The organism is Phycisphaerales bacterium, from assembly GCA_040217175.1.
In the GTDB taxonomy this organism is placed as follows: Bacteria; Planctomycetota; Phycisphaerae; order Phycisphaerales; family UBA1924; genus JAHCJI01.
Genome location: JAVJNT010000001.1, coordinates 1,442,770 through 1,466,416, shown reverse-complemented (window position 1 = coordinate 1,466,416; position 23,647 = coordinate 1,442,770). Strand labels below are relative to the sequence as shown.

Below are 23,647 nucleotides of genomic sequence, written 5' to 3'. Positions count from 1 at the left end.
CCGGAGGCTCCTAAGCGGCCGGATCGACCCCGGATTCCTGCCCATCGGTAGAGCCAGGCACTTGCTCTGCCGAAGTGGCAGGTGCCTCAGGGGAGTGCCGCAGCGGGCCCAGGACGTCGACGCCGAAGCAGCCCCGCAGGACGAGCAGGCTGCCCAGGAAGAGCCACAGCCCGACGAACACGCCGCAGCCGACGCTGGGCGGGTTCAGCGCCTCGACGCGCTTGCGGATCTTCCGCAGTTCGTCGGCTTCGCTAGCCATGGGTCAGGGTACGCCCGGGGGCGACGGGAGCGGGGCCCCGTCGCTGGCCGTCCAGGGACCGCTGCCCGCAGTCAGCGTCTGGAAGTCCGGCAGCGGCGGCAGGCCGGCGTTCGCCCGGAGCTGGTTCTGCTGGTCGATCTCGAATTGGCTGCCCGTGGCAACGTCGAACATGGAAGCACCCCTCAGGTGCACCGCGTCGGCGATCGTGTCGCCGGGCGAGTTGGGCAGTTCGATCATGAGCCAGAGACCCGGGTCGTCGGCGGCATCGATGCCGTGGTGCGTGAACACGATGCGGCCGATGCGATGGGCGGTCACGTCGGCGGGCCAACCCGAGGTGATGGCCTTGAGCGTGGAGCGTCGTCTCGGTTCGCCCATCGAATCCAGGCTGCTGGCCAGTTCGGTGCCGATCGGCACGTCGAAGGTCGTGCCATCATCGAAGACGAAGTACGGGATCATCGAGTTCCGGCCCAGGAGGCTCGCGCCGTGCAGCGGGGGCGTCCCGGCCTGCACGTCCGACCGCAGCTCGTTGGCGAGCGCAATCGTCTCGTAGTCGAGCTGGCTCTGCGACGCCCAGGCCTGCTGGAAGGCCGTCGACTGCGCCGAATACGCCACCCCGAACACCAGCGAGGCGTACATCGCGATTCCGGCGGCGGCCACGAGCAGCGGGGGCACGAGCGTCGCCACGATGGCCGAAACGACGCTGCACTTGTGGGCGCTCCGCACCGCCATCGGAGCGCACGCTGCCCATGCGGCGAACGCGACCATCGGCCCCAGGCACGGGATGAGCGCGACCAGACACGCGCCGCTCGTGAAGGCGATCGCCTGGAAGGTGCGGCCCATGCCGTCCGGTGTGGGCTGCCTGAAGACCTTGAGAACGCCGTGGGTGACGAGCGTCCACAGCCCCGCGTAGATCAACGGCCCGAGGATGAACGCTGCGGTCATCATCAAGAAGAAGACCGCACCGCTGCCACCACCGCTGAACGAGAGAAGGGCACCCATGACCAGCATGAAGAGGCCTGCCGCGGCGAAGTTGAGCAAGGCGTAGGACGTCGCTCGGCTCGTGCTCCCGATTGCCGGCGTTGCCTCGAGCAGTCGACCGGGTTGGCCGATGCCAGAACCGATCGTCGCGAACCAGCGGCGCTTCCGGTTCGAATCGAGCCACGGGTTGATGCTCTTGGTCGGCGTCCTCGTGCCGAGTTCTTCGGCCGGCAACAGCAGCATCTCGTCGCACGTCACGGCACGCCCGCACGAGACGCAATCGAAGGCGTCGGGCTCGAGTTGCCCGCGATCGCTGGTGCCGTAGTAGGCCTGCGAGCAATGAGGGCAGCAGAATTTCACCGCATTGGGCAGGAAGTCGAAGTCGCTGGGCTTGAAGGGCCGACCGCACTCGGGGCACGGTCCGGCCTTCAGGTTCCAGAGCTCATACTCACATCCCGGGCACTTCACGCGCTACGTACTCTTCCAGGATTGGACGATCTTGCCGTTGCCGGGCCAGAACAGCCAGATGATCAGGAACACGGGCCACGCGATCGCGATCACCCCTCCCAGGATGCCGAACGCAACGCCGAGCGAACTTCCCAGCTGGATGCTGGCCGCTGAGGGTGGCGGGCCGCCGCCGCTCTGGGACTGCTGCGCAAAGTGCTGCTGCATTGCCTGCGTCTGGGCTTGCTGCACCTCGTATTGCAGAAAGGCCCCCGGCACATACAACGCGACGACGACCACGAGGAAGGCAATCGACAGCCACTTCACGCTTGGCCGGCGGCGGAGCAACTGCACGCCGAGCACCACGTGGAGGATCGAAATCGAGAACCCCGCGATCGTCAGGACCAAGAGCCAATCAGACAAGTGCGCCGGTGGCTTCATCCAATCGTCGATCGGCAGGTGGTTCATGGCCACGATCCCCACGACCTGGAACACGCGCCCCATGAGCCCGAGGCCGCCGAAGATGCAGCACAGGATGCCGAGCACCTTGGGCCAGCTCTTCTCGTGCTGGGGAACCGGTGCCGTGGGCATCGTCGGCGGCACGCGTGGCGGGCTGGGAGCGACCGGCACCTCGGGCGGCTCGGGTACGCTGGGCGGTTCGTTCATCGTGGCTCCCCTTCGAGATCGTTCGGACAGGGTATCGCCCGGCGTCAGCGGGCGCGACCGGCAAGTCCGTACCCTGTCCTTGGGCACGCATCGAGGCGACTTGCACCGGGGAGCTCATCGGCACAAGGGGCGGAGCCATGGAGGAACGCCGAGCGCTCGTCGTGGGTGGTACGGGCATGCTCGCGGGCGTGGTCGAGGCGCTTGCAACCCGGGGCTGGTCGGTGACGGTGGTCGCACGCGGCCACCATCGACTGGATGCGGTCGCACGGCTCCCGGACGTCACGGCGTGCCGCGCCGACTACCGAGACCTCGCGTCGTTCGAGTCGGCCATCAGGGCCGCGTTGCCGGTGCGACTCGTCGTCGCGTGGATCCACTCGACCGCCCCCGAGGCGCCCGCGCAGCTCGCTCGCCTCGTCGCCGACGCCGATCGACCGGTGCCTTTCTTCCACGTGCTGGGCAGCGCTGCCAGCCGGACTCCTGCTTCGTCGTCCGCGACCGAGCTTGCCGACTCGCCCGGCATCGACTATCGCCAAGTCGTGCTCGGTTACGTCCGAGAACAAAGTGCCTCCCGCTGGCTGGCCCATGCCGAGATCGTCGCCGGCGTGCTGGAGGCCATCGACGCCGAAGCCCTGCGATCGGTGGTGGGGCGGCTGGAGCCGTGGTCGGAGCGGCCCGGCGGAGCGTAACTTTCAGAAATCTTTGAAAATCAGCGAGTGGGAACGTACCATCGGGTATGACCACCGCCGCCGTCGAACTGCCGCCCGTCGTTGCCGGTCGCGACCACCGGCTCGACGCCATCCGCACCAAGGTCGAGGCCGGCGAGCGTCTCTCGCTCGACGACGGCCTGGTGCTCTACGAGACCACCGACGTCTGGGGCGTCATCGCGATGGCCGACGCGGTCCGCCGGCGGCTCCACGGCGACACGGCCTACTACAACATCAACCGCCACATGAACTACAGCAACGTGTGCGCGCTCTCGTGCAAGTTCTGCGAGTTCTACCGCAAGAAGGGCGACGCGGGCGCATACACGCGCGACATGGACTACATCCGCAATCAGGCGCTCGAGGCCATCGAGAACGGCGCCACCGAGATGCACATCGTCGGCGGGCTCCATCCCTACCTGCCCTGGGACTACTACCCCGAGATGATGCGGACCATCAAGGAGGCGGCGCCAGGACTGCACATCAAGGCGCTCACGGCCGTCGAGATCGTGCACCTCGCGAAGATTGCGAAGAAGTACAAGCGCAGCGATCGGCAGGCGGGCATCCGCTGGGTGCTCAGCGAGCTGAAGGCCGCGGGGCTCGACTCGCTGCCCGGCGGCGGTGCCGAAGTCTTCGACGATCGCGTGCACGACGAGGCGTACAAGGGCAAGATCCGCAGCGACGAGTGGCTCGACGTCCACCTCGTGGCGCACGAGCTGGGCCTGAACACCAACGCAACGATCCTCTACGGCCACATCGATCAGCGGCGTGAGCGTCTCGTACACATGGAGATCCTCCGCCGCGCACAGGACCAGGCACTCGCGCGGCTCGGATATCAGGGCGAAGAAGGCTTCATCGAGCCCGGCCTCGCGGCGACCGAGGGCGTGACCGCGCCGGTGATCACGCTGACGCGCGACGGCGTGCCCCAGCCTACGCCCGACATGGCTAAGAAGGAAGCTGGCTACTTCCAGACCATCATCCCACTGCCCTTCTTCCCCGATGGCAGCGAGATGGAGCACCTCTACGGTCCGACCGGCCTCGAGAACCTGCGCACCATCGCCATTGCTCGGCTGATGCTCGACAACTTCCCGCACGTCAAGGCGTTCTGGATCATGCAGACCCTCAGCATGGCTCAGGTGATGCTCGAGGCCGGCGCCGACGACATCGACGGCACGGTCGTGTGGTACGACATCACCAAGGTCGGCGGCTCGACGACCCACCAGGAGACGACCGTGCTTGACCTGCAGCGGTCGATCCGCGAGGCGGGCTTCACGCCGGTCGAGCGCGACACGCTGTATCGGAGGGTGACGCGGGAAGGCAAGGCGTGGCGGCTCGCCGAGTAAGCTCGGACGCTTTACCGGCCCCGCCACGGCGATCCTCCGAACACGCACCCATCGCAGAATCAAGATTGCGTGAAGGCCCGCTGGCTCTCCCGCATGGCGGCCGACGCCCTGCGACGTAGGCTCTAGAATTGCGCAAACATTGCGCGTGGGCCGAAGTCACGCCCGTGCGTGTTTGGAGTCGTTAAACCCATTCGGGAGAGATTGTTATGAAGATCGCCGCCGCGCTCGTGGCCGCCGCTGCCGCCACCGCTCTTGCTCCGTTCGCGCACGCTCAGGACGAAGTCGCCTACTGGTCGTTTAACCAGCAGGCCCTGCCCGGCGGCGGCTTCGGCTACCTCGCCGGCTCGTTCCCCTTCCCCGCCGAGTTCGGTGACCAAGCCGGCTCGGCCACGCTCAACGTGAGCGGCGGCATCACCGACGAGCTCACCACCAGCAGCGGTGGCGACGAGGTCTTCCGTTGGATCCAGTCGTTCAGTGGCACCGACATCGGCGCCGAGTTCGGCGAGGGCAGCGGCGGCTCGCTGGCCGTCCAGGGCGGCACCGACACGCTCAACAACGGCAGCCAGATCACCGTCGGCTTCGACGGCACGGGCCTGGATGACCTCGAGCTCTACTTCGCCGCCCGTCGCACCGGATCGGGCTTCAGCAGCATCACGATCGAGTTGTTCGACGGCGACACGCTCGTCGCCGAGATCGCCAGCGCTCTGGACGTGGGCTCGGACTTCGCGCTCCAGTTTTTCTCGATCGGTGAACTGGACGGCGTCGAAGACGCGCGCGTCGTCGTCACGCTGGACGGCGCGACCGGCACCTCGGGCAACATTCGCACGGACAACTGGCTCATCGAAGGCGATTCCGCGACCGGTGGCTGCCGGGCCGACCTCGACGGTGACGGCGAGCTGACGTTGTTCGACTTCCTGCAGTTCCAGAACCTGTTCGACGCCGGCGATCTCGCCGCCGACTTCGACGGCGACGGCGAGCTGACGCTCTTCGACTTCCTGGCGTTCCAGAACGAGTTCGACGCGGGCTGCTGAATCCTTTATCCGACTCCCAGTAAGAAAGCCCCGCCTGCGAGCGGGGCTTTGTCATGCTCGCTTCACCCGTGCGGACCCTAGCCACACCCCGCGCTGAAGGCGTTCTGGAACGCCAGGAAGTCGAAGAGCGTCAGCGCACCATCGAAGTCGAAGTCGGTGCGCGCGTCCCCAGCATCGAAAAGGTTCCGGAATGCCAGGAAGTCCATCGGGGTAAGTTCTCCGTCGCGATCAATGTCGGCCGAACAGACAGCGAGGCACGTGCGGAGGCGTGCGACATACCCCGAAGGCCTGTCGTCGAACGTGAGGAAGGAACCTCCCACGACTAACTCGACGCCCCATCCAAGATCGATCCAAGCCAACGAGCGCACCGGGTCGTTGACGCCACGATCGAGCGGCTGCCAGCCGAAGCCGTCCCATGCCATGGTGCCGTGGCTCGTCAGTCCGCCATCGAACGAGAACCATCCGCCCGCCACGAGGCGCGGACCACCGGGAAGCGGTACGACCGCCAACGAGGTCACGTAGGCGGTGTCGAGTTCACCCACGGCCGACCACTCCGTCCCATCCCAGCGGGCGATGCCGGAGGCCCGAATCCCGCCAGCGTGATCGAAGCTGCCCCCGACATAGAGAGCCGGACCAGTCCCGTCATCGAACTTCGCGAAGGCCATCACGGGTCGATTGGTGCCTGCAGCGATACCGGGTAGCGGCTCCCAGGCCTTGCCGTCCCAGCGGGCGATGTACCAGGCCCGATCGTCGTTGACTCGATCGAACTCGCCCCCCGCGTAGAGCGTTGGCCCCGCACCGTGATCGAACGAGGCCAGTGCCAGCACCGAGCGATTTGGCCCGCCCTCCGTCGACGACCACTGCTCACCGTCCCATCGCGCGACGTGACGCACGGGCAGGCCGCCGGCAACACCGAAGTCACCGCCGACGAACAGCTTGTCGCCTTCGCCCTCGTCATGTACGGCCATGGCCCTGGGCGAGCCATCGAGCCCGTCACCCAGCGCTGCCCATCGCGTCCCGTTCCATCGAGCGATCTTGCTGGCCGGCTGGCCGCCGGCGCGATTGAAGAACCCTCCGACATACAGCTCGGAATTGTCGCCGTCGTCGTAGGCCGCGATGGCGTAAGCCTGCGCGTCCAGCCCGATGACACCATCGGGACCGGTAAGGGCGCTCCACCCGTTGGCATCGAGCCTGGCGACGCGATGCACCAGCGTGTCGCCGGCAGACAGGAAGGTGCCGGCCGCGTAAACCGCCTGGCCGGTTCCGTCGTCCCACCTGGTGAGCGAGGCAACCTCGCGGTCCACGCCCATCTGGTCGCCTAGGCCGGTCCAGGCCTGGCCGTCGAAGCGGGCGATGTTGCTCGCGCCCACGCCACCGACGTTGTTGAAGAACCCACCGAGATAGAACGCGGGGCCCGTGCCGTCGTCGTGCACGATCGCGTCCTGTGCAAAGTAGCTGAACAGATAGTCGTCCGCCGGGGCCTCGAAGGTCCATGACGCACCGTCCCACCTTGCCACTCGCGCAAAGCTCTCGAGCTCAGGCGTGTAGAACGCGCCGATCGCGTACAGCGACCGGCGTCCATCAGAGTTCAACGAGACGAGGTTCTTCGAGGAGCTGAGTTCTGGTAGGGGAAGCGTCGTCCACTCGTCGCCGGTCCATCGATACAGGCGTTGCTCGAAGCCCGGCACGAAGAAGTCTCCGAGCGCATAGAGCACCTCGCCGTCCCCTTGGTCGTGGGACGTAAGAGTCAGGGAAAAACCGTCGGGAAGTCCTTCGCCCACTGCTTGCCAGGCACTGCCGTCCCAGCACGCCACCCGCTGCACGGGCGTGCCCGAGGCCTCGTTGAACCTTCCGCCGACGCATAGGACCTCTCCGGTGCCGTCATCGACTACCGCAAGTGTCAGGGCGCGTTCATTGAGTCCGCCGCCCAGCGGGGTCCAGGCCGTGCCATCCCAGCGGGCGATGTTGCTAGCCGACACGCCCCCCGCGCTGGTAAACCATCCGGCGGCATACAGCGCGCCGTCGTAAACCTCCAAAGCGAACACATAGGCTCCCCCTGGTCCTCGGATGCCTCCGCCCACATCGCTCCATCGCTGCCCATTCCATCGTGCAATCCCAGACACCGGCTCGCCGTCGACGGAACCGAAACTGCCCGCGACGTACAGCGATTCGCCCGAACCATCGTCGTAGACGACCATGTCCAAAACGTCGCGATCGGGACCCGGCCGTGCATCAGGAGCGCTCTTCGCGTCGCCGAGGGCAGCCCATCGTTCACCATCCCATCGCGCGACGTTGCCCGCGAAGGCCTCGCCTGCGAAGTAGAGGTTGCCGGCGACGTAGAGCCCCGGCCCGCTCCCGTGGTCCCAAGAGGCCATGGCATAGATCGTGTCCTGCCCGGCTCCCAGAACGCCGCGTACGCCGTAGCCAGACTGCCAGCCTGGCTCGCACGATTGACCACGCACGGGCTTCGCCACGATCATGCACGCGAGAGCCAAGAAGGGCGCCAACCACCGATACCTACTCCTGTGCATGTGTCCTCCCCTCACGCCGATCAAGAAACGTTCCATGGCCCGAGAGAATTGCGGGCCTCACATTGACAAGGTACCCGAACCGTTTCGGCTGGTTGCGTCGGATAGAGAGTTCCTTGCCGAGCAGTGCCAAGGCGCGCTCTGGCACGAGCCCTGCGCACTGCCTGCAGATCACGTGCGTGCAGACCAGCACGCGATTGAGATTCGCATTGCGTGATGGCGTGCTGCCTTCGCGCAGTCCGTTCCGAGCCGTGTCCCCGTGCACGTGAGCCGGAAGCCTCTGCTGCTGTAGCGCCATTGCCGCGACAGAGACGAGCAACAAGCCGCCGGCAGCCATCGTTTCGCCGAGCTGTAGGCTCAGGTAGCTCAGCTTGACCTCCCGGGCACGCTCGCCGAGCACACGAGCAAAGGCTTGGGCCTCGGCCTCGTCGGGCGTCGGCTCGCCCGCGGCGTGGCAAAGGGCCGCATCGGACTCCGAGCCCGACCCCTCGCGGATTCGTTCGCAAGGCGGTCCACGCCGTTCCGTCCCAGCGGGCGATGTTGGATGCCGTCGCGTTTCCAGCGATCTCGAAGTCTCCGCCGACGTGGAGGGCGGGTCCGCGGCCGTCGTCAACGACCACAGCATCTCGGATGCCACCATCGACGCCGCGCAGCGTGAACGGCTCGGTATCCCACTCAAGGTCGTCCGAGCCATCCGCCGAAGCGATCGCGCACGAGAGAGTCGAGACAACGCCGTAAACCCAGCCTGCACAAGCTCGCATGGGATCCCCCCTCGGGCCAGCCTATACGGAGCCGGCGCCACCGAGTTGCGGGAACTACCCGCAGCCATCGTCAAACGCGTTCTGGAACGCGAGGAAGTCGAAGATGGTCAGTTCGCCGTCGCCGTCGAAGTCGGCGCGCGCATCTCCTGCATCGAAGAGGTTCTGGAATGCGAGGAAGTCGAAGATCGTCAGCTCGCCATCGTGGTCGATGTCGGCCGCGCACGCCCGGACCGTCCGCCCGAACACCACCGCGACGGCCCCGGCTCCGGGCACGCCGCCGGGTGATGCGTCGGGCATGCCCAGCAACAGATCGCTCCGCCCATCGCCGTTGAGGTCGACGCCGCCCGAAACGGCCTTGATCGGCGCCGGGGCGCGGATCGCGAACCCGTGTTCGCCGTCCAGTTCATCGACGCTCAGCGCGTCGGCGAATCCCTCCGACGCGTCCCGTCCGAACAGCACGTAAGCCGCGCGATGGTCGGTCGCGATCAGGTCGTCGCGCCCGTCGCCGTTGACGTCGCCTGCGGCAGCCACGCGCAGGCCCAGCGCGTCGCCGGCCTGGGCCCCGAGGAGCCTGAAGCCGTCGCCGTCGCTCGCTTCAGCGAGGTCGATGGCGGCTTCGAGCCGTGAGCGTCCGAAGAGCACGACGACGGCTCCGCGGGTCGTTTGCGGGTCTGCCGAGTCGAGTCCGGGTTCGCCGATGGCAAGATCTCGGACGCCGTCGTCGTTCAGATCGCCCACGACGGCGACCGCCGATCCGCTGTTGGCATCGACCGCCGAGCCGATGAGCTGCACCCCAAGCCGACCATCGAGGTCTCGGCGATCGATCTGATCGGGGTAGGTTGCGCCCGTCGCCGCATCGCGCCCGTAGATCACGTAGGTGGCTCCGGTCGGCTCGCCGGAGGGCCGCGATGGCGTGCTCGTGTACTCGCGTGGCGTGCCGAAGACGGCGTCGGCCAGTCCGTCGCCGTTGGTGTCGCCCACCGCGACCGCGGCGCCGCCGCCGTTGTAGAAGCTGAACGCATTGAACACGAAGCCTGCCGCGCCGTCGAGGTCATCAACCGTGAGCGTTGGTTCGAACGTGCTGCCCGCTGCCGCATCGCGACCGAAGACGACGTAACTATCGCCGTAGCAGTATCCCTCGAAGGCGCCCGCCGCACCGATGGCCACGTCATCGATCCCGTCGCCATTGATGTCGGCGCTCGACTCGCTGCCCGCAACGGCGGAGCCGCTCTCGGCAAAGATGCACGGCCCCAGCGTGCGGAAGCCGTCGCCGCCGTCGAGCAACGCAAGATCGATCGATGCCGGGAGGCCCGTGCCCGCGCCGTCGCGACCAAAGACCGTGTACGTCACGCCCGTGGGGTACGGGCCGGTGTGCGGGTCGCCCGGCCAGGTCAGCGGTGCACCTACCAGCGCGTCGCCGAAGCCGTCGCCGTTGACATCGCCGCCTCCCGAGACGGCGTGCCCGATCGCGTCGTTGCCCGTCGAGGGCCGCGACGTGAAGAGCCGGATGCCCGTGTGGCCGTCGAGGTCTGCCAGGCTGAACGTGACGGGCCATTGGCCGTCTCTGCCAAACACGAGGTAGGCCCGGCCATGCCCGCCCGGCGCCCCGACGACGGCATCGCCGAGTCCGTCGCCGTTGAAGTCACGCATCGATGACACGGCGTGGCCGGCGGCATCGCCCTCGGCCACGCCCTCGAGCACGAACCCGATCGAAGCGCCCAGGTCGGATAGGTCCAGCAGGCCCGGGAAGGGCTGGCTCAGCGGGTCGACCCCGGCCCACGCGTTCGGTGCGGGCCAGCACGATGCCGCCAGCCCCGCCGCGATCGCAACTCCGGCCGTGCCTTCACGCTTCCTGCGTGGCATGTCGAATCTCCCTCTTTGACCCCAGGCCGCTGCGCGACCCGGTCGGACGCGCCTCGCAGGCCTTGCTCCTTCCATCGACCAACCAACCCCCGGCGATGAATCGCCCGGCGCGTCGGTCGCCCTGACGATTCGGAGACCGCATCGTCCTCGATGCACGCCGGGCCGACGGGGTGCTCAGGCGCCCAGAACGAGTGCGGCACACTGACCGCCCAGCGCGTGCGTACAGGCGACGACTCGCCGGAGTTTCATCGAGCGCACTTCCGCCGGCTTGGTCGCGAGGCCTTCCCGCCCCGCGCCCGGCTGCACGCGGGCGGGCGAGGCCTGATGCCGCAGCGCCAGCGCCGCCGCCGAGACGAGCAGCGAGCCGCCGGCGGCCATGGTCTCGCCGAGCTGCGGGCTCAGCCAGCACAGCTCGACCTCCCGGGCGCGATCGCCGAACACGCGAGCGAGGGCTCGGGCCTCGGCCTCGTCGAGCGCCGGCTCGCCCGCGCCGTGGCAGAACACCGCGTCGATCTCGCCGGCCGTCACGCCGGCGTCCCGCAGCGCCATCTCGATCGCGCGGGCCAGCGCGTCGTCCAGGCCGTCGGCCCTGCCGCCCACCGAAGCGCCAAGCCCGGCGACCACCGGCCCGTCGGCCGCAAGATCGGGCACCGCCTGCGCCGCCCCGAAGCCAAGCAAGTTCGCGATGGGCTCGACGCCACGCACCTTCGCCGCCTCTGGCCGCTCCAGGAAGCACACCGCCGCGCCCTCGCCCGGCACGCTGCCCGTCGCGCCCGGGTCGAACGGCCGCACGATGCTCGCCGGGTCGTCGATGCCCGCCCCCCCCACACTGGTCTCGGCAAGCCGCCCAGCCAGGCGCAGTCGCTCGATCGCCAGGTGGTTCACCCGGCTATCGCCGCTGCCCGCGATGCTCGCGGCGGCGTCGCCGCGCTCGATGACCCGCATGGCCTCGCCGATGCTCAAGAGCCCGCTCGCCTCGCCGGCCGTGATCGTGTTGCTCGGCCCCTTGGCCCGGTGCAGGATGCTCACGTGGCACGCCAGCATGTTGGGCAGGTACTTGAGCATCCACAACGGCGTCAGCTGGCCCATGCCCGTCTCGCCCCACGCGGCCAGGTCCCACTCGCCCGCGTCGTCGGCCGCCGCGCGCATGGCCCGCGCGAGCTCGGGGATCTCGGGTGCCAGCAACGCCGCGCCCACGTGCGTGCCCAGGCGGTGGGGCGGGTAGGCCGGCTCGCCGTCCTCGTCGGGGCATAGCCGAGCGTCGGCCGCCGCCTCGTTGGCCGCCACCACGGCAAGCTGGATGTCCCGGGCCATCACCCGCGCAAACTTGCGGTAGTGCTTGGGCAGGTGGTCCTTCATCGAGAGCGCTGGCGCCTCGGCCGCGAACTGGCACGAAAAGCCGCTCGCGTCGAGCACGGTCGGCCTGCCGATCGCGACCCGCCCCTCGCACAGCCCCTCCCAGAACGCCTCGGCCCCCAGCCCCAGCGCGCTGACGACTCCAAGGCCCGTGATGGCGATCGGTTCAGCCAATGTCCGGCAGTGTATCGCGTGATTCTGGACTCAAGTCCGCACCATTGGGCTCGATCGACGCCCGCTGCCGATACCAACCCCCATACCCATGACCCCGCCCCGATCCCCCATATCCCGATTCGACACCGGCTGGCCGCTGGTGATCGCCGGCCTGGCCCTGGTGGCCTGCCTCGTGCTGATCCCCGCGTGGGAGGAACTCGAGCAGACCCGCTTCGAGCGCGACAAGCTGCTGGCGATGGACGCCCAGGGCCGCGAACGCATCCGGCGCCAGCTCCGCTATCTGGCCGCCCTGGAGCGCGGCGACGAGGCCCTCGTCCGCTCGCTGGCCCTCGACCAGATGCGGCTCATCCCCGCCGGCCGCACAGCCGTGCTCGAGCCCCCGCCCCCGGGCCCGGTCGACATCTTCAAGCCCCTCGAGCCCGCCCCGGTCACGATCCAGGCCGTCCGCCCGACCAACTCCGTGCTCGCCCGCCTGGCCCGCAGCGACCGGCTGCGGCCATGGCTGATCGGGCTGGGTGCGTTGATGGTGCTGGTGGGGGTGTTGCCGCAGGGGAAGCGATGAGGGAACGAGCTAGCATTTCTGGCTGCGGGAGTCACGAAGCTTTCTAGATAGCAGCTCGGCGATCTCTTTCAATTGCTGACTAGCATTGCCGTTAGGGTCAAAGCGAATACCGCCGACCTGGATGGTTTGGTCGAACGCGCCTGGAGGGGCCGTCGTGAACCAGATTGGCACTACCTCGCCATCGTGAAACCGCTGCTTGAACTGGTCGGATTCAAACTTGGTCCAGATCTTTGAGGGGTACGCTGGTCCAAGCAGAACCACTACATACTCCGCGTCTGATTGATAAATCGGCCTGAGATAGTCTTCCACATCTTCAGCCAAGATTCGATGCTGCTCGTTCTTGTCATAAAACACTTCGAGCTCCCGCTCGATCAATTGCTCGTAGAGGGCGGCTGCGTGAGCGCGATCCTCACCCGCGAAAGAGAGTGCGAAGTCATATCTCGAAGGGAACTCCATGGTTATGAAACCTGCGTCTTCCGCAAACCGTGACCACGAAATATTTCGAAGGAAGTACACGTACTGCGGATCTTCGACGGTGAGTTGGCGAGATTTAGAATCGAAGTGCAATACTGCGGCCAGATCTTGGTGCTTCTTCAGTAGATCTGCGAGGTAACCGTTTTCAACAATCTGAGTGACAGATCCTGTGAGCGTGGGATTATCTCGAATCGCTTTGTTGATCGAAAGCGACCACTCCTCGGAATTAGCGAGCCAGTACAGAAGGTGAAGGTACGGGGCTCTGCCTTCACGTCGAAATCGCGTGCCACGCGCGAACACTTGAGTCCGCTCCATGAATGTCCTGGAAAGGCGATCAAACACCTTGCTGCGAGTGAGCTCAAAACTCACTTGAGTAGTTTTGTGCTGCGATTGCTGCTCCAGTATACCAGAGTCCATGCAAGTTTGATGCGAGAGCATTTGTGCTATATAGAAACTTCCGTTCGCTGCCGCTGCAATGTCATCCTTGACATTGAGAGATACATTTAGAGCGCTTTCGCCCTGACCAACGAGTTGTAGTACTTTTTCATCTGGGTTTGCTTCGAGCTTGATAACCTCAATACGATTGTTTAGATCATGTGCAAACTGAATCAATGAGTCGCCGGCCTTGTTTATGCCTAAAACTACAAGTTTATTAGATGGGTTTTCTTCGTCAGCAAGGACTTTCATCAAATCGGCAATGAGTCGCTTGTCATTCTCGGCCAATCTATGAAAGTCGTCGATAATCACGGTGCCGAAGTCGTCCATTGTCGGCAAGGCATGAATAAACTCGATATCTGCTGGCTTTCGTGCTGAGAGCGTGACAATTGAATCGGCCACGTCAAGATCGCCGAGTGCTCTGGTAACCGACGTAGTTTTGCCAATGCCTGAAGGCCCCTCAACAACTACGCCTCGGCCGGGTGTACGCAGCGCTACTAGGAGGCTGGGATACTCGATGGGTTGAACAAAAGTAATCGTCGGTGTGCCGCCGATCTTGTAGACGTTTTCTAGTCTCAATGGCATGCTTGGCTCTCGACGGGCGCGGACGGAAGATTCTCAGTATACCCATTTGAACTGAATCTATTGCGCTCTTCACAGTCACGTGACCCTTCTACCCTCCCCCGTGCCCCTCACCTTCCGCCCCCGACACCGACTCACCCACGCGCGAGAGTTCCAGGCGGTCTATGCCGCCCGGTGCCGCAAGAGCGCGGGGCCGCTGACGGTGTTCGCCATGCCTTCGCTCCTCCCCGAGCCGCGGCTGGGGCTGTCGGTCGGCCGGCGCGTCGGCAAGGCCCACGTCCGCGTGGCCGCCAAGCGGGCGGTGCGCGAGGCCTTCCGCCACGTCCAGCACGACCTGCCGGCGTGGGAAGCCGGCGGCGACGAGGGTCCGCAATCCGGCCGGTACGACTACGTCGTGCAGGTCCGGCCGCACGAGCCGATTCCCGCGGCCGAGTACCAGCGCCTGATGCTCGACTTGGCCGAGGCGTGCCACGGGGTCTGGGCCAAGCGACTCGCCAAGGGCGATCTCCCCCAACAATCGAGCGATGCACGCGCCCGATCATGACGGCCCCCGACCGTGGCTTGCCTCGCCCCTGCGGCGGCTCGCCATCGCGCCGTTCACGCTGCCCATCCGGGCCTACCGCGTCACGCTGAGCCCCTTCGTCGGCGGGCAGTGCCGCTTCGAGCCCACGTGCAGCCGCTACGCGCTCGAGGCCTACCACACCCACGGCCCGTTCAAGGGCACGCGCCTCACGCTCTGGCGGCTCGCCCGGTGCCACCCCTTCATCAAGGGCGGCTACGACCCCGTCCCGCCGGCGGGCGTGCGGGGCGAGCGGCGCGCGGAAGGTCCTAGTCAGGGCTAACATTCTTCTCGCCGGCCTTCGCCACGCCGGCCCCGCCGCCCCCGGCCGGTCACGCCGGCTTCGCCGGTCAAGTATGGAGGCTGCCCTTGCCCAGGTTGCCAGCGGCCGCCCGCCGCGCCCAATTGCTCGAGACCGCCGCCGAGCTCTTCGCCGAGCACGGCTACGCACGGGCGACGACGAGCCAGCTCGCCAAGGCCGCGGGCGTTACCGAGCCCATCATCTACCGCCACTTCGGCTCGAAGCGCGACCTCTTCATCGCCCTGGTCCGCCGCACGAGCGAGGAGACCATCGCCTTCTGGGAAGAGCAGCTCCTGGCCGCCAAGACGCCGGCCGATCGGCTCTCAACCCTCGTCGACGGCAACCCCATGGTGCACCCGCGGTTCAGCGACGCCTACCGCGTGATCCTCCAGGCCATCACCGAAGTAGGCGACGAGGGCATCGCCGACGCCCTGCGTGAGCACATGGACACCGTCCACGGCTTCCTGACCAAGGAGATCGAGAGCGGCCAGGCGGCCCACAAGGTGACGGCCCGGTACAGCCCCGAGCTCATCGCCTGGCTGCTCATCGACGTCGGGCTGGGCTTCGGCGTGCTGACAGCCTGGGGCGTGAAGGGCCACGGCAAGGACGCGAAGGGCAAGCACGTCAGCGACGCCATCAAGCGCATGCTGCTGGGCAAGGCCAAGGCCGAAGCCCCCGATCGATAGGCCGCCGACCCACAGGCCACCGACCCATAGGCCATCGATCAATCGGCCACCCACCGCTCGACGCTCTACGCTGTGGGCGTGCCGGACCGGAAGATCGCCACCGCCGTGCCAGAGACTCGCTCCGAGCCCAGGAAGCTGACGCCCGCGATGCGCCAGTTCCACGAGTTCAAGGACCGGTTCCCCGGCTGCGTCCTGCTCTTTCGCATGGGCGACTTCTACGAGCTGTTCTACGAGGACGCCGTTGAGGTCTCCAAGGCCATCGGCCTGACGCTCACCGAGCGCAGCCCGGGCCAGCCCATGGCCGGCGTGCCGCACCACCAGCTCGACAACTACCTGCGCAAGCTCATCGACAACGGCTTCCGCGTCGCAATCGCCGACCAGGTGCAAGACCCTAAAGAGGCCAAGGGCGTCGTGGAGCGCGCCGTCACGCGCGTGCTGACGCCCGGCACGCTCGTCGATGACGACCTCCTGGAAAGCCGACCGTCCGGTGGCACGCTCGCGGCCGCGTACCTCGACGGCGAGGGCGTCTCCATCGCCGCGCTCGACGTTTCGACGGGCGCCTTCACGCTCGACTCGGCGCCGCTGGACGGCTTGCTGGACTGCCTCTCGCGATTCGCCGTCGCCGAGTTGCTCATCGCCGACGACTGCCCCGCGGGCCTGCGGAGCCGCATCGAGATCCAGACGGGCCGCGCCGGCTGCGCCATCACCGACCGCGCCGCGTGGCACTTCAGGAAGTCCGAGGCGCTGGAGGCCGTGCTGAAGCACTTCGGCGTGAATTCGGTCGAGGGCTTCGGCCTCGACGACGACGACAAGGCCCTGATCGCCGCCGGCGCCGTGCTGCGATACGCGAGCGAGACGCAGACGCCGAGGGGCGCGCCCAACAAGAACGGACTCGCGCCGTCGCTCTCTTACGTCCGCCCGCCCAAGCGCGCGGCGCCCGGCGATCGACTCGTCCTGGACGCGACCAGCCTGCGCGCCCTCGAGATCGAACGCACCATCCGCCGTGGTGGCGTCGAGGGCTCGCTGGTGGGCGAAGTGCTGAGCGGCGGCCAGTGCATGACCGCGCTCGGGCGCCGTCAGGTCGCCCAATGGCTCCGCGAGCCGGCAGCGCAGCTCGAAGAGATCAACGAGCGCCACGCCGCCGTCGCCGCCCTGGTCGAAGACGCGAAGCAGGCCGGCGAGCTCTGCAAGGCCCTCGAGCCCATCCAGGACATCGCCCGCATCGCGGCGAGGCTGGCGCTGGGCCGCGCCGCCCCACGTGACCTCGTGGGCCTCGGCCAGTCCCTCGCTGCCATCCCCGCGCTCGTCGAGGCCTGCAAGAACACGCCCGCGCTCGCCGACCGCGCCGGCGCCCTGCACGAACTGCTCGATGACCTCTCGCCCCTGGCGGACGACATCACTTCGACCTGCTGCGAGCGGCCGCCCGCGCGGCTGACCGATGGCGGGCTGATCAACGACGGCGTCGATGCCGAGCTCGACGAGGCGCGATCCCTCCAGCACGACGCCGGGCAGTGGCTGGCCGACTTCCAGCAGCGCCTGGCGACCGAGCTGAACCTCCCCGCCATCCGCGTGGGCTTCAACAAGGTCTTCGGCTACTACATCGAGCTCTCCGCCGCCCAGGCGCGCGAGCACGGCGACGCGCTCATCTCCGCCGGCCTCAGCCGCAAGCAGACGCTCAAGAACGCCGAGCGGTACGTCAACGACGAGCTCCGCCACTTTGAGCACCGCGTGCAGACCGCCGAGGCCCGGGCGCTCGAGCGCGAGAAGGCCATCTTCGACCAGTTGTGCCTGAAGGCCCGCGATCAACTCGACGCCATCGCGAGCGCGGCCGAGGCCATCGGCGCTTTGGATGCCCTCTCGTGCTTCGCCGCCATCGCGAGGAGGCGTAACTGGGTCCGGCCCGAGATGGTCGAAGAGGCCAACCTCGAGCTCGACGCCGCACGGCATCCGGTGCTGGAGCGCACGCTCGCAGATCGGCTCGTTCCCAACGATGTCGCCCTCAACGAGTACGCGCGGCTGGCCATCATCACCGGCCCCAACATGGCCGGCAAGAGCACCTACATCCGCACCGCCGCGCTGCTGGTGGTGCTCGCGCACGCGGGCAGCTTCGTGCCCGCCGAGCGCGCGCGCATCGGCCTGGCCGACCGCGTCTTCACCCGCGTGGGCGCCGACGACGCGCTGCACGACGGGCAGAGCACCTTCATGGTCGAGATGGCCGAGACCGCCGCCATCCTCAACAACGCGACCGAGCGCTCGGTCGTCGTGCTCGACGAGATCGGCCGCGGCACCAGCACGCTGGACGGCCTGAGCCTCGCCCGCGCCATCGCCGAGCGGCTGGCCGGAGACGCGAAGGCCGCTGGCCCGCGCACGCTGTTCGCCACGCACTACCACGAGCTGACGACGCTCGAGGACGAACGCCCCGAACGCGTCCGCAACCTGGCCGTCCGCGTGCGCGAGGTCGGCGACGAGGTCGTCTTCCTGCACCACGTCGAGCCCGGCCGGGCCGACCGCAGCTACGGCGTCCAGGTCGCGCGCCTCGCCGGCATCCCGCCCGAGGTCGTGCAGCGCGCCGCCGAGGTATTGGCGTCGCTCTCGGTGCGCGAAGACGGTACCCCCGCGCCAACCAAGCGCAAGAGCGAACCCCAGATGCCCTTGTTCGCCAAGAACGAGCCTCACCCCGCCGTCGATCGCCTGAGCGAGGTCAAGATCGAGCAGCTCACGCCGCTGGACGCGTTCGACCTGCTGCGCGAGCTGCGGGGCATGGTCGACAAGGAGTGACTACCAACCCGACACTGAAGGCCGTCATCTTTGATGTCGACGGCGTCCTCGTGCGAACGGACACCCTGCACGAACAGTCCTGGCGGGCGCTGGCCGAGCAAGAGGGCCTGCCCTTCCCAGACGACCTGCCCGACAAGCTGCGCGGTGTCAGCCGAGAGCGGTCGCTCGAGCTGGTCCTCGGCGACGCCTTCCACCGCTACACGCCCGAGCAGCGCGCGACGCTCATGGATCGCAAGAACACGGCGTTCCTCCAAGCCGTGAACGCCATGACCTCCGCCGACGCCCTCCCCGGCGTGCGCGAGCTGCTCGGAGAGCTCAAGAACGCCGGCCTCAAGCTCGCCGCCGCCTCGGCCAGCCGCAACGCGCGGCTCGTGCTGGACCGCGTCGGACTCGCACAATACCTCGACGCCATCATCGACGGCCACGACGCCCCCGAGGCCAAGCCCGACCCGCAGTGCTTCTTGCTCGCGGCCGAGAAGCTGGGCGTCGATCCGAAGAGTTGCATCGTCGTCGAGGACGCCCCCGCCGGCGTCGAGGCGGCGATCAACGCGGGGATGCGAGTGGTGGGGGTGGGGCCGGCAGAACACGATCCTCGGGTGAATCGCGGTGCACGCACGACGGTCGAGCTGTGCAACTCGCTCGTATTCGGGACGGCGAATCGTTGAGCACAGGGCTGGCTACTTCCGCCCCTTCGCCTTGCCCATCATCTTCGCCCGGATCGCCGCGGCACGCTCCTCGGCGGTCTTGGGCCGGCGCGATGGTTCCTCGGCGGGCGTCTCTTCGGCGGGCGACGCATCTTCGGCGGGCTCGACCTCGCCCGACTCTTCCTTCAAGAGCCGCTCGCGCGCGACCTCGTAGCATGTCGCGAGCAAGCCAACAAGCGGGAACTTCGCGTCCTCGAACGGGCTCGGGCCCAGCCGCCGCAGCATGGGCGTGGGCACGGGCGGGGGTTCGAGAGCAAGGTCGAGCGCGTCGAGGTCCGTCGGGCTCTCCCAGAAGCGCTCCAGCAGCGCCTCGCCCTCGGGGATGGCCGCGTCGCTGGCGCCCTCGACGCGCGGCTGGTAGATGGGCTTGGGGTTCGCCCCGCCTGCGCTGAGCAATCGGCGGTGGCTCATCCGCTCGGCCAGCTCGCCGTCGGGCAGGCCGCGCAGCTTGAAGACCACCGACGGGTCGGCCGCGATCCGCTCGGCCAGCAGCAGCATCACGCAGCACGCGTGCTTCGCCCAGCCGCCACCCTCAGCGAGCCCATTGGGCGTGTCGGGGCAGGTCGTCGTGATCTTCACCGCGTCGGGCGAGGCCGGCAGCAGGCTCAGCCCCAGCGGCTTGAAGACCTCCTCGACGTCCTGCGGCAGCCGCCCGCCCAGCACCTCGGCGGCGATGTGCGGCTGCTCGTTGAGCTGGTCGGCCACCTGGTCCCACTGCTGGGGCGTGAACGCATCGACGTGGAGCTGCACGTCGTACGCCCGCGTGCGCCGCCCCTGCACCGAGGCGCGCACGAGGCCCGGCTCGACCGCGAGCGTGCGCGTCTGGCCGAGGCGTGCGTACTCCGTGCCCTCCTCGATGGCGTTGGGCCCGGCGCTCAGCTCGAGCAACCGCATGATGCGGCGCTCGGGCACGCTGGCGGGCTCCTCGCCTTCCTTCCGCTTCAGCCGAATCCCGCCCGACACGCGCCGCGGCTTGGTGGGCAGGGGCCTCGGATGCGGACGCAGCGGCGCGTTGGGCTTGGTCAGGCTGTCACGCAGCGCCTGCACGTCCTTCTCGGTCGTGTCGGGGGCGGGGGGCGTGGCGGGCGTGGGACTCGCCTTGGCGTCGTCTTTCTTGGAGGGCTTCTCGGGCATCATGCCGCCTCGTCGTCGCCGACGGCGTCGCCGCGGAGCGTCAGCAGGTCGCGGAGCTGGCCGGTATCGAGCTCGGTCAGCCAGCGCTCGCCGGCGCCCACGATCTGCTCGGCAAGCTCGGTCTTCTGCTCGATCATCGCGTCGATGCGTTCCTCCAGCGTGCCGCGCACCACGAACTTGTGCACCTGCACCCTGCGCGTCTGCCCGATGCGGTACGCCCGGTCGGTCGCCTGGTTCTCCACGGCCGGGTTCCACCAGCGATCAAAGTGGAACACGTGCGTGGCGGCGGTCAGGTTCAGGCCCACGCCGCCGGCCTTGAGGCTCAGGATGAGCAGCGGAGCCGTGCCGTCGGCGCTCTGGAACTTGTTGATGAGCTCCTGACGCTGCTTCTGCGTCGTCCCGCCGTGAAGGAACAGCACGGGCTTGCCCAGCTCTTGCTGGAGCAGCGGCACGAGCAGCCGCCCCATCTGGCGGAACTGCGTGAACAGCAGTGCTTGCTCGTTGGACGCGAGCACTTCCTGCAGCATCTCGATCAGCCGCACGCACTTGCCGCTGCGCGTCGCGTCCGGCGCCCCGGGCTGCCCGAAGTCGTGGTCCTTCAAGAGCTGCGCCGGGTGGTTGCAGATCTGCTTGAGGCGGATGAGCGTCGACAGCACCATGCCGCGGCGGTGCATGCCCTCAACGCGGTCGATGTCACGCAGCATCGTGTTGACGGTCGCCTCGTACAGCGCCGCCTGCTCGCTCGTCAGGTGGCAGTACTCGCGGCTCTCGACCTTCTCGGGCAGGTCGCCCGCCACGCCCTCGTCGGTCTTGAGGCGCCGCAGGATGAACGGCCGGACCAAACGCCGGAGCTGCTCGCGCCGCCCCTTGTCGCTGTAGCGCTCGATGGGCAGGCTGAAGCGACGGCGGAAGTTGCCGATCGTGCCGAGATAGCCGGGATTACAGAAGTCGATGATCGACCAGAGCTCGCTCAGCCGGTTCTCGACGGGCGTACCCGTCAGCGTCAGGCGATGGTCGGCCTGGAGCTGCCGCACGCTCTGGGCTTGCTTGGCCGCGGGGTTCTTGATGTTCTGCGCCTCGTCGAGCACGATGCGCCGCCACGGCATGCGCGTGAGCAGGTCGTGGTCGCGGTGGGCCAGCGCGTAGGTCGTCAGCACCACGTCGGTGTCGCCGGCCTTGGCGATGAAGGCGTCGTCCTGCAATCGCTCGGCACCATGGTGCACCATGACCTTCAGGGAAGGACAGAACTTGCGCGCCTCGTGCTCCCAGTTGCCCAGGACGCTCATCGGCACGATCGCCAGCGTCGGCGGCACCGGAGCCTCGGCGTACGGCCCCTGGCTGTGCAGGTACCGCTCGCGCGCCAGCAGCGCCAGCACCTGGATCGTCTTGCCCAGGCCCATGTCGTCCGCGAGGCAGGCGCCGAAGCCGAAGCGCTCGAGGAAGCTCATCCACGCGACGCCGCGGAGCTGGTAGGGGCGCAGCTCGCCGTGGAACGTCGGCGGGGCCTCGACCTCGGGCAGGCTCTGGCTCTGGTCGCTCGAGCCGAACACCGCGCCCAGCCAGCCGCTGGTCTCGATGCCCACGATCGGGAGCGCCGCGCCTTCTTCGTCCATCGAGCCGTGGGCCATGCGGATGGCCTCGAGCACGGTCATCTCGCCGCCGGGGTGCTCGCGGATGAATCGCGCGGCGGCCTTGACGTCTTCTGCGCGCACCTCGGCCCACTGCCCGCCCACGCGCACGAGCGGGGCCGACCCGTCCTTGGCCAGCTTCTCGAACTCGGCCAGCGTGAGCTTCAGCCCGCCGAGCGAGATCTCCCACGAGTAGCGCACCAGCGTCTGCAAGCCAAGCTGGCTCTTGTGCGCGTGCGGCGAGCCCGGCGGTCCGGCGTCGCCCTCCGGAACGACGCCCCAGCCCTCGGCATCGCCCTGCAGGCTCTCGAGCGGATCACTATCGAGCCGCAGCGTGGCACCAACGCGGATGCTCGGCGAGTCCCACCAAGGCGGCGCGACGACGGTGATGCCCTGCTCGCCCAGCACCGGCGCCGTATCGCGCAAGAACTGGTACGCCTGCTTGGTGTTGAGTTCGAGCTGCGTCGGCTCGCTCTGTCGGAGCGCACCCTCGAGCTTGTCATACAAGCGCGACGCGCGGCCGAGCTCGCTGAGCAACAGCTGCTGCGGATCGTCAAGCTGGCGGCCCTCGACCGTCACGCCCCGGCCCGTCAGGCTCCACACCTCGTCGGCGTCGACCTCGACGTTCTCGGTGCCCACCGCCCGCAGGTGGAACGTCAGCGCCCACCGCGTGTCGCTGGGCGGGGGCTGCAGGTCGGGCAGCTCCTCGGTGTTGACCGGCTCGTGCAGCTTCAGGCACAGGCGCCACAGCGCGCTCGCACCGCGTTCCTCGAGGCGCGCGAGCCAGCGGCGGACGCCCCGGGCCGCGTCGGTGCGCTCGCCGGGCTTGATGTCCGACTCGACGTCGCCGTCGAGCAGGCCGCGCAGCCACGCCACGTGCGTGTCGTGCGTCTTGTCCTCGACGGCCTCGGCCAGCTTCTCGCGATCGAACGCCGCGCGAGCCTGCGCATCGAGCACGAGCGAGAGGAAGTCACTCAGCACGAGCCACGGGTCGTGCTCGAGGTCGTCGACGCCCGCGCTGCTGGCCAGCGGCATCGCGCGGAGCAGGTCGCTCGTCACGCGCGCGGTGTGCTCGTCGGCCAGCCAGGGCTGCCAGCTCCCCAGCAATCGCCCGTCGGGGTGCTGCCGCAGGCTCGGCACGAACCGCTGCTGGATGACGAGCTGGCGCACCAGGCTGAGCGACAACACGAAGTGCCGCAGCGTCGACGCCACCAGCACGGCCACCGATCCGCCGGACGTCGATTCGGGCAGTTCGAAGCGCCCCCCGCCCAGCGACGCTTCGGATGCCTCGCTCGACAGGTCGTTCACCGCGTCGAGCACCATCGCCACGTGCTCGGGCCCGACGCTGAAGCCGGGCGCCTTGAACGACTCGAAGTCCGCCTCGCCTTCGGGCCGATCCACGACGCCCGCCGCCCGCGCCATGGCCGGGCTCGGTGCGCGTCCGCCGTGCGGAAGGCGCAGCTCCACCTCTCCGGCCTTTGCGTTCGCTGCGACGCTCGAACCGAGCGCGCTGATGACGCGCTCCATCAGATCGGCATCGGCGATCCACGACGCCGCGTCGTCCTGGCGCGCCGGCGCCACTTCGGCCCAAAGCCACAGCCGTCCGGCGCACCACGCCGCGTGCAGGCACGCCGGCCGTCGCCGCGTCGCGGTCGTCACCATGGCATCGCTCCGAACGGTCGCCCGCGAGGATCGGTCTG

At 68.1% G+C, this 23,647-nt stretch carries 19 protein-coding genes; 9 read left to right on the top strand and 10 right to left on the bottom strand.

Features of this window, described 5'->3' with window-relative positions:
• Positions 1-10: 10 nt before the first annotated feature.
• The 3 genes from RIA68_06305 to RIA68_06295 are packed head-to-tail and all read right to left on the bottom strand — an operon-like array spanning position 11 to position 2,347.
• A complete protein-coding gene (locus RIA68_06305; GenBank protein ID MEQ8317050.1) occupies positions 11-259 on the bottom strand; it encodes a hypothetical protein in 249 nt (82 codons plus the stop codon).
• Positions 260-262: 3 nt separating this feature from the next.
• Positions 263-1,705 carry a hypothetical protein gene (locus RIA68_06300; protein MEQ8317049.1) on the bottom strand — a complete coding sequence of 481 codons (1,443 nt, stop codon included), beginning with the start codon at positions 1,703-1,705 and terminating at the stop codon, positions 263-265.
• Positions 1,706-1,708: 3 nt separating this feature from the next.
• Positions 1,709-2,347, bottom strand: a complete 639-nt coding sequence (locus RIA68_06295) for a hypothetical protein (GenBank protein ID MEQ8317048.1) — start codon at positions 2,345-2,347, stop codon at positions 1,709-1,711.
• A gap of 137 nt (positions 2,348-2,484) precedes the next feature.
• On the opposite strand from RIA68_06295, the gene RIA68_06290 reads away from it, so the two are divergent.
• The 3 genes from RIA68_06290 (at position 2,485) to RIA68_06280 (ending at position 5,422) form a co-directional block, all read left to right on the top strand.
• Positions 2,485-3,033: a hypothetical protein gene (locus RIA68_06290; protein ID MEQ8317047.1), complete on the top strand. Its 549-nt coding sequence runs from the start codon at positions 2,485-2,487 to the stop codon at positions 3,031-3,033.
• A gap of 47 nt (positions 3,034-3,080) precedes the next feature.
• On the top strand, positions 3,081-4,391 hold the full coding sequence (locus tag RIA68_06285; protein MEQ8317046.1) for a radical SAM protein: 1,311 nt from the start codon (positions 3,081-3,083) through the stop codon (positions 4,389-4,391).
• 206 nt (positions 4,392-4,597) lie between these two features.
• Positions 4,598-5,422 carry a GC-type dockerin domain-anchored protein gene (locus RIA68_06280; protein ID MEQ8317045.1) on the top strand — a complete coding sequence of 275 codons (825 nt, stop codon included), beginning with the start codon at positions 4,598-4,600 and terminating at the stop codon, positions 5,420-5,422.
• Between the two features lie 77 nt (positions 5,423-5,499).
• On the opposite strand, the gene RIA68_06275 is transcribed toward RIA68_06280, so the two are convergent.
• The 4 genes from RIA68_06275 to RIA68_06260 form a co-directional block, all read right to left on the bottom strand.
• Positions 5,500-7,884 carry a GC-type dockerin domain-anchored protein gene (locus RIA68_06275; GenBank protein ID MEQ8317044.1) on the bottom strand — a complete coding sequence of 795 codons (2,385 nt, stop codon included), beginning with the start codon at positions 7,882-7,884 and terminating at the stop codon, positions 5,500-5,502.
• Between the two features lie 55 nt (positions 7,885-7,939).
• Positions 7,940-8,575 (bottom strand): hypothetical protein, encoded by a 636-nt coding sequence (locus RIA68_06270; GenBank protein MEQ8317043.1) that lies wholly within the window; start codon positions 8,573-8,575, stop codon positions 7,940-7,942.
• Between the two features lie 190 nt (positions 8,576-8,765).
• Positions 8,766-10,574, bottom strand: coding sequence for an integrin alpha (locus RIA68_06265; protein ID MEQ8317042.1), 1,809 nt, complete (start codon positions 10,572-10,574; stop codon positions 8,766-8,768).
• A 174-nt stretch (positions 10,575-10,748) separates the two neighbouring features.
• Positions 10,749-12,104 (bottom strand): beta-ketoacyl synthase N-terminal-like domain-containing protein, encoded by a 1,356-nt coding sequence (locus RIA68_06260; GenBank protein MEQ8317041.1) that lies wholly within the window; start codon positions 12,102-12,104, stop codon positions 10,749-10,751.
• 88 nt (positions 12,105-12,192) lie between these two features.
• Between RIA68_06260 and RIA68_06255 the strand changes: the two genes are divergently transcribed.
• Positions 12,193-12,666 carry a hypothetical protein gene (locus RIA68_06255; GenBank protein ID MEQ8317040.1) on the top strand — a complete coding sequence of 158 codons (474 nt, stop codon included), beginning with the start codon at positions 12,193-12,195 and terminating at the stop codon, positions 12,664-12,666.
• 9 nt (positions 12,667-12,675) lie between these two features.
• Here the strand turns inward: RIA68_06255 and RIA68_06250 are convergent, their stop codons facing one another.
• Entirely contained in the window at positions 12,676-14,160 is a 1,485-nt protein-coding gene (locus RIA68_06250) for a TIR domain-containing protein (GenBank protein ID MEQ8317039.1), read from the bottom strand.
• A 100-nt stretch (positions 14,161-14,260) separates the two neighbouring features.
• Between RIA68_06250 and rnpA the strand changes: the two genes are divergently transcribed.
• The 5 genes from rnpA (at position 14,261) to pgmB (ending at position 19,146) form a co-directional block, all read left to right on the top strand.
• The gene (rnpA, locus tag RIA68_06245) at positions 14,261-14,701 is read left to right on the top strand and encodes a ribonuclease P protein component (GenBank protein MEQ8317038.1); all 441 of its coding nucleotides are present in this window, start codon (positions 14,261-14,263) and stop codon (positions 14,699-14,701) included.
• Positions 14,702-14,759: 58 nt separating this feature from the next.
• The gene (gene yidD / locus RIA68_06240; GenBank protein MEQ8317037.1) at positions 14,760-14,999 is read left to right on the top strand and encodes a membrane protein insertion efficiency factor YidD; all 240 of its coding nucleotides are present in this window, start codon (positions 14,760-14,762) and stop codon (positions 14,997-14,999) included.
• Between the two features lie 86 nt (positions 15,000-15,085).
• A complete protein-coding gene (locus RIA68_06235) occupies positions 15,086-15,703 on the top strand; it encodes a TetR/AcrR family transcriptional regulator (protein ID MEQ8317036.1) in 618 nt (205 codons plus the stop codon).
• 78 nt (positions 15,704-15,781) lie between these two features.
• Positions 15,782-18,481 carry a DNA mismatch repair protein MutS gene (gene mutS / locus RIA68_06230; protein ID MEQ8317035.1) on the top strand — a complete coding sequence of 900 codons (2,700 nt, stop codon included), beginning with the start codon at positions 15,782-15,784 and terminating at the stop codon, positions 18,479-18,481.
• Complete coding sequence (gene pgmB, locus RIA68_06225) at positions 18,478-19,146, top strand: beta-phosphoglucomutase (GenBank protein MEQ8317034.1); 669 nt, start codon at positions 18,478-18,480, stop codon at positions 19,144-19,146. The genes mutS and pgmB overlap by 4 nt, the downstream gene beginning before the upstream one ends.
• A gap of 12 nt (positions 19,147-19,158) precedes the next feature.
• Here pgmB and RIA68_06220 read toward each other — a convergent pair whose 3' ends face one another.
• Both RIA68_06220 and RIA68_06215 read right to left on the bottom strand, forming a co-directional pair.
• Entirely contained in the window at positions 19,159-20,319 is a 1,161-nt protein-coding gene (locus RIA68_06220; protein ID MEQ8317033.1) for a hypothetical protein, read from the bottom strand.
• Positions 20,319-23,609: a DEAD/DEAH box helicase gene (locus tag RIA68_06215; protein ID MEQ8317032.1), complete on the bottom strand. Its 3,291-nt coding sequence runs from the start codon at positions 23,607-23,609 to the stop codon at positions 20,319-20,321. Before RIA68_06215 ends, RIA68_06220 begins: the two co-directional genes overlap by 1 nt.
• Positions 23,610-23,647 lie beyond the last annotated feature (38 nt).

What these genes read in the sequence shown, in the direction of transcription:
- RIA68_06305 (MEQ8317050.1), bottom strand. Translation starts at nt 259, where the DNA reads ATGGCTAGCGAAGCCGACGAACTGCGGAAGATCCGCAAGCGCGTCGAG.
- RIA68_06295 (MEQ8317048.1), bottom strand. Translation starts at nt 2,347, where the DNA reads ATGAACGAACCGCCCAGCGTACCCGAGCCGCCCGAGGTGCCGGTCGCT.
- RIA68_06290 (MEQ8317047.1), top strand. Translation starts at nt 2,485, where the DNA reads ATGGAGGAACGCCGAGCGCTCGTCGTGGGTGGTACGGGCATGCTCGCG.
- RIA68_06285 (MEQ8317046.1), top strand. Translation starts at nt 3,081, where the DNA reads ATGACCACCGCCGCCGTCGAACTGCCGCCCGTCGTTGCCGGTCGCGAC.
- RIA68_06280 (MEQ8317045.1), top strand. Translation starts at nt 4,598, where the DNA reads ATGAAGATCGCCGCCGCGCTCGTGGCCGCCGCTGCCGCCACCGCTCTT.
- RIA68_06270 (MEQ8317043.1), bottom strand. Translation starts at nt 8,575, where the DNA reads ATGCTGTGGTCGTTGACGACGGCCGCGGACCCGCCCTCCACGTCGGCG.
- RIA68_06265 (MEQ8317042.1), bottom strand. Translation starts at nt 10,574, where the DNA reads ATGCCACGCAGGAAGCGTGAAGGCACGGCCGGAGTTGCGATCGCGGCG.
- RIA68_06255 (MEQ8317040.1), top strand. Translation starts at nt 12,193, where the DNA reads ATGACCCCGCCCCGATCCCCCATATCCCGATTCGACACCGGCTGGCCG.
- RIA68_06250 (MEQ8317039.1), bottom strand. Translation starts at nt 14,160, where the DNA reads ATGCCATTGAGACTAGAAAACGTCTACAAGATCGGCGGCACACCGACG.
- RIA68_06220 (MEQ8317033.1), bottom strand. Translation starts at nt 20,319, where the DNA reads ATGCCCGAGAAGCCCTCCAAGAAAGACGACGCCAAGGCGAGTCCCACG.
- RIA68_06215 (MEQ8317032.1), bottom strand. Translation starts at nt 23,609, where the DNA reads ATGGTGACGACCGCGACGCGGCGACGGCCGGCGTGCCTGCACGCGGCG.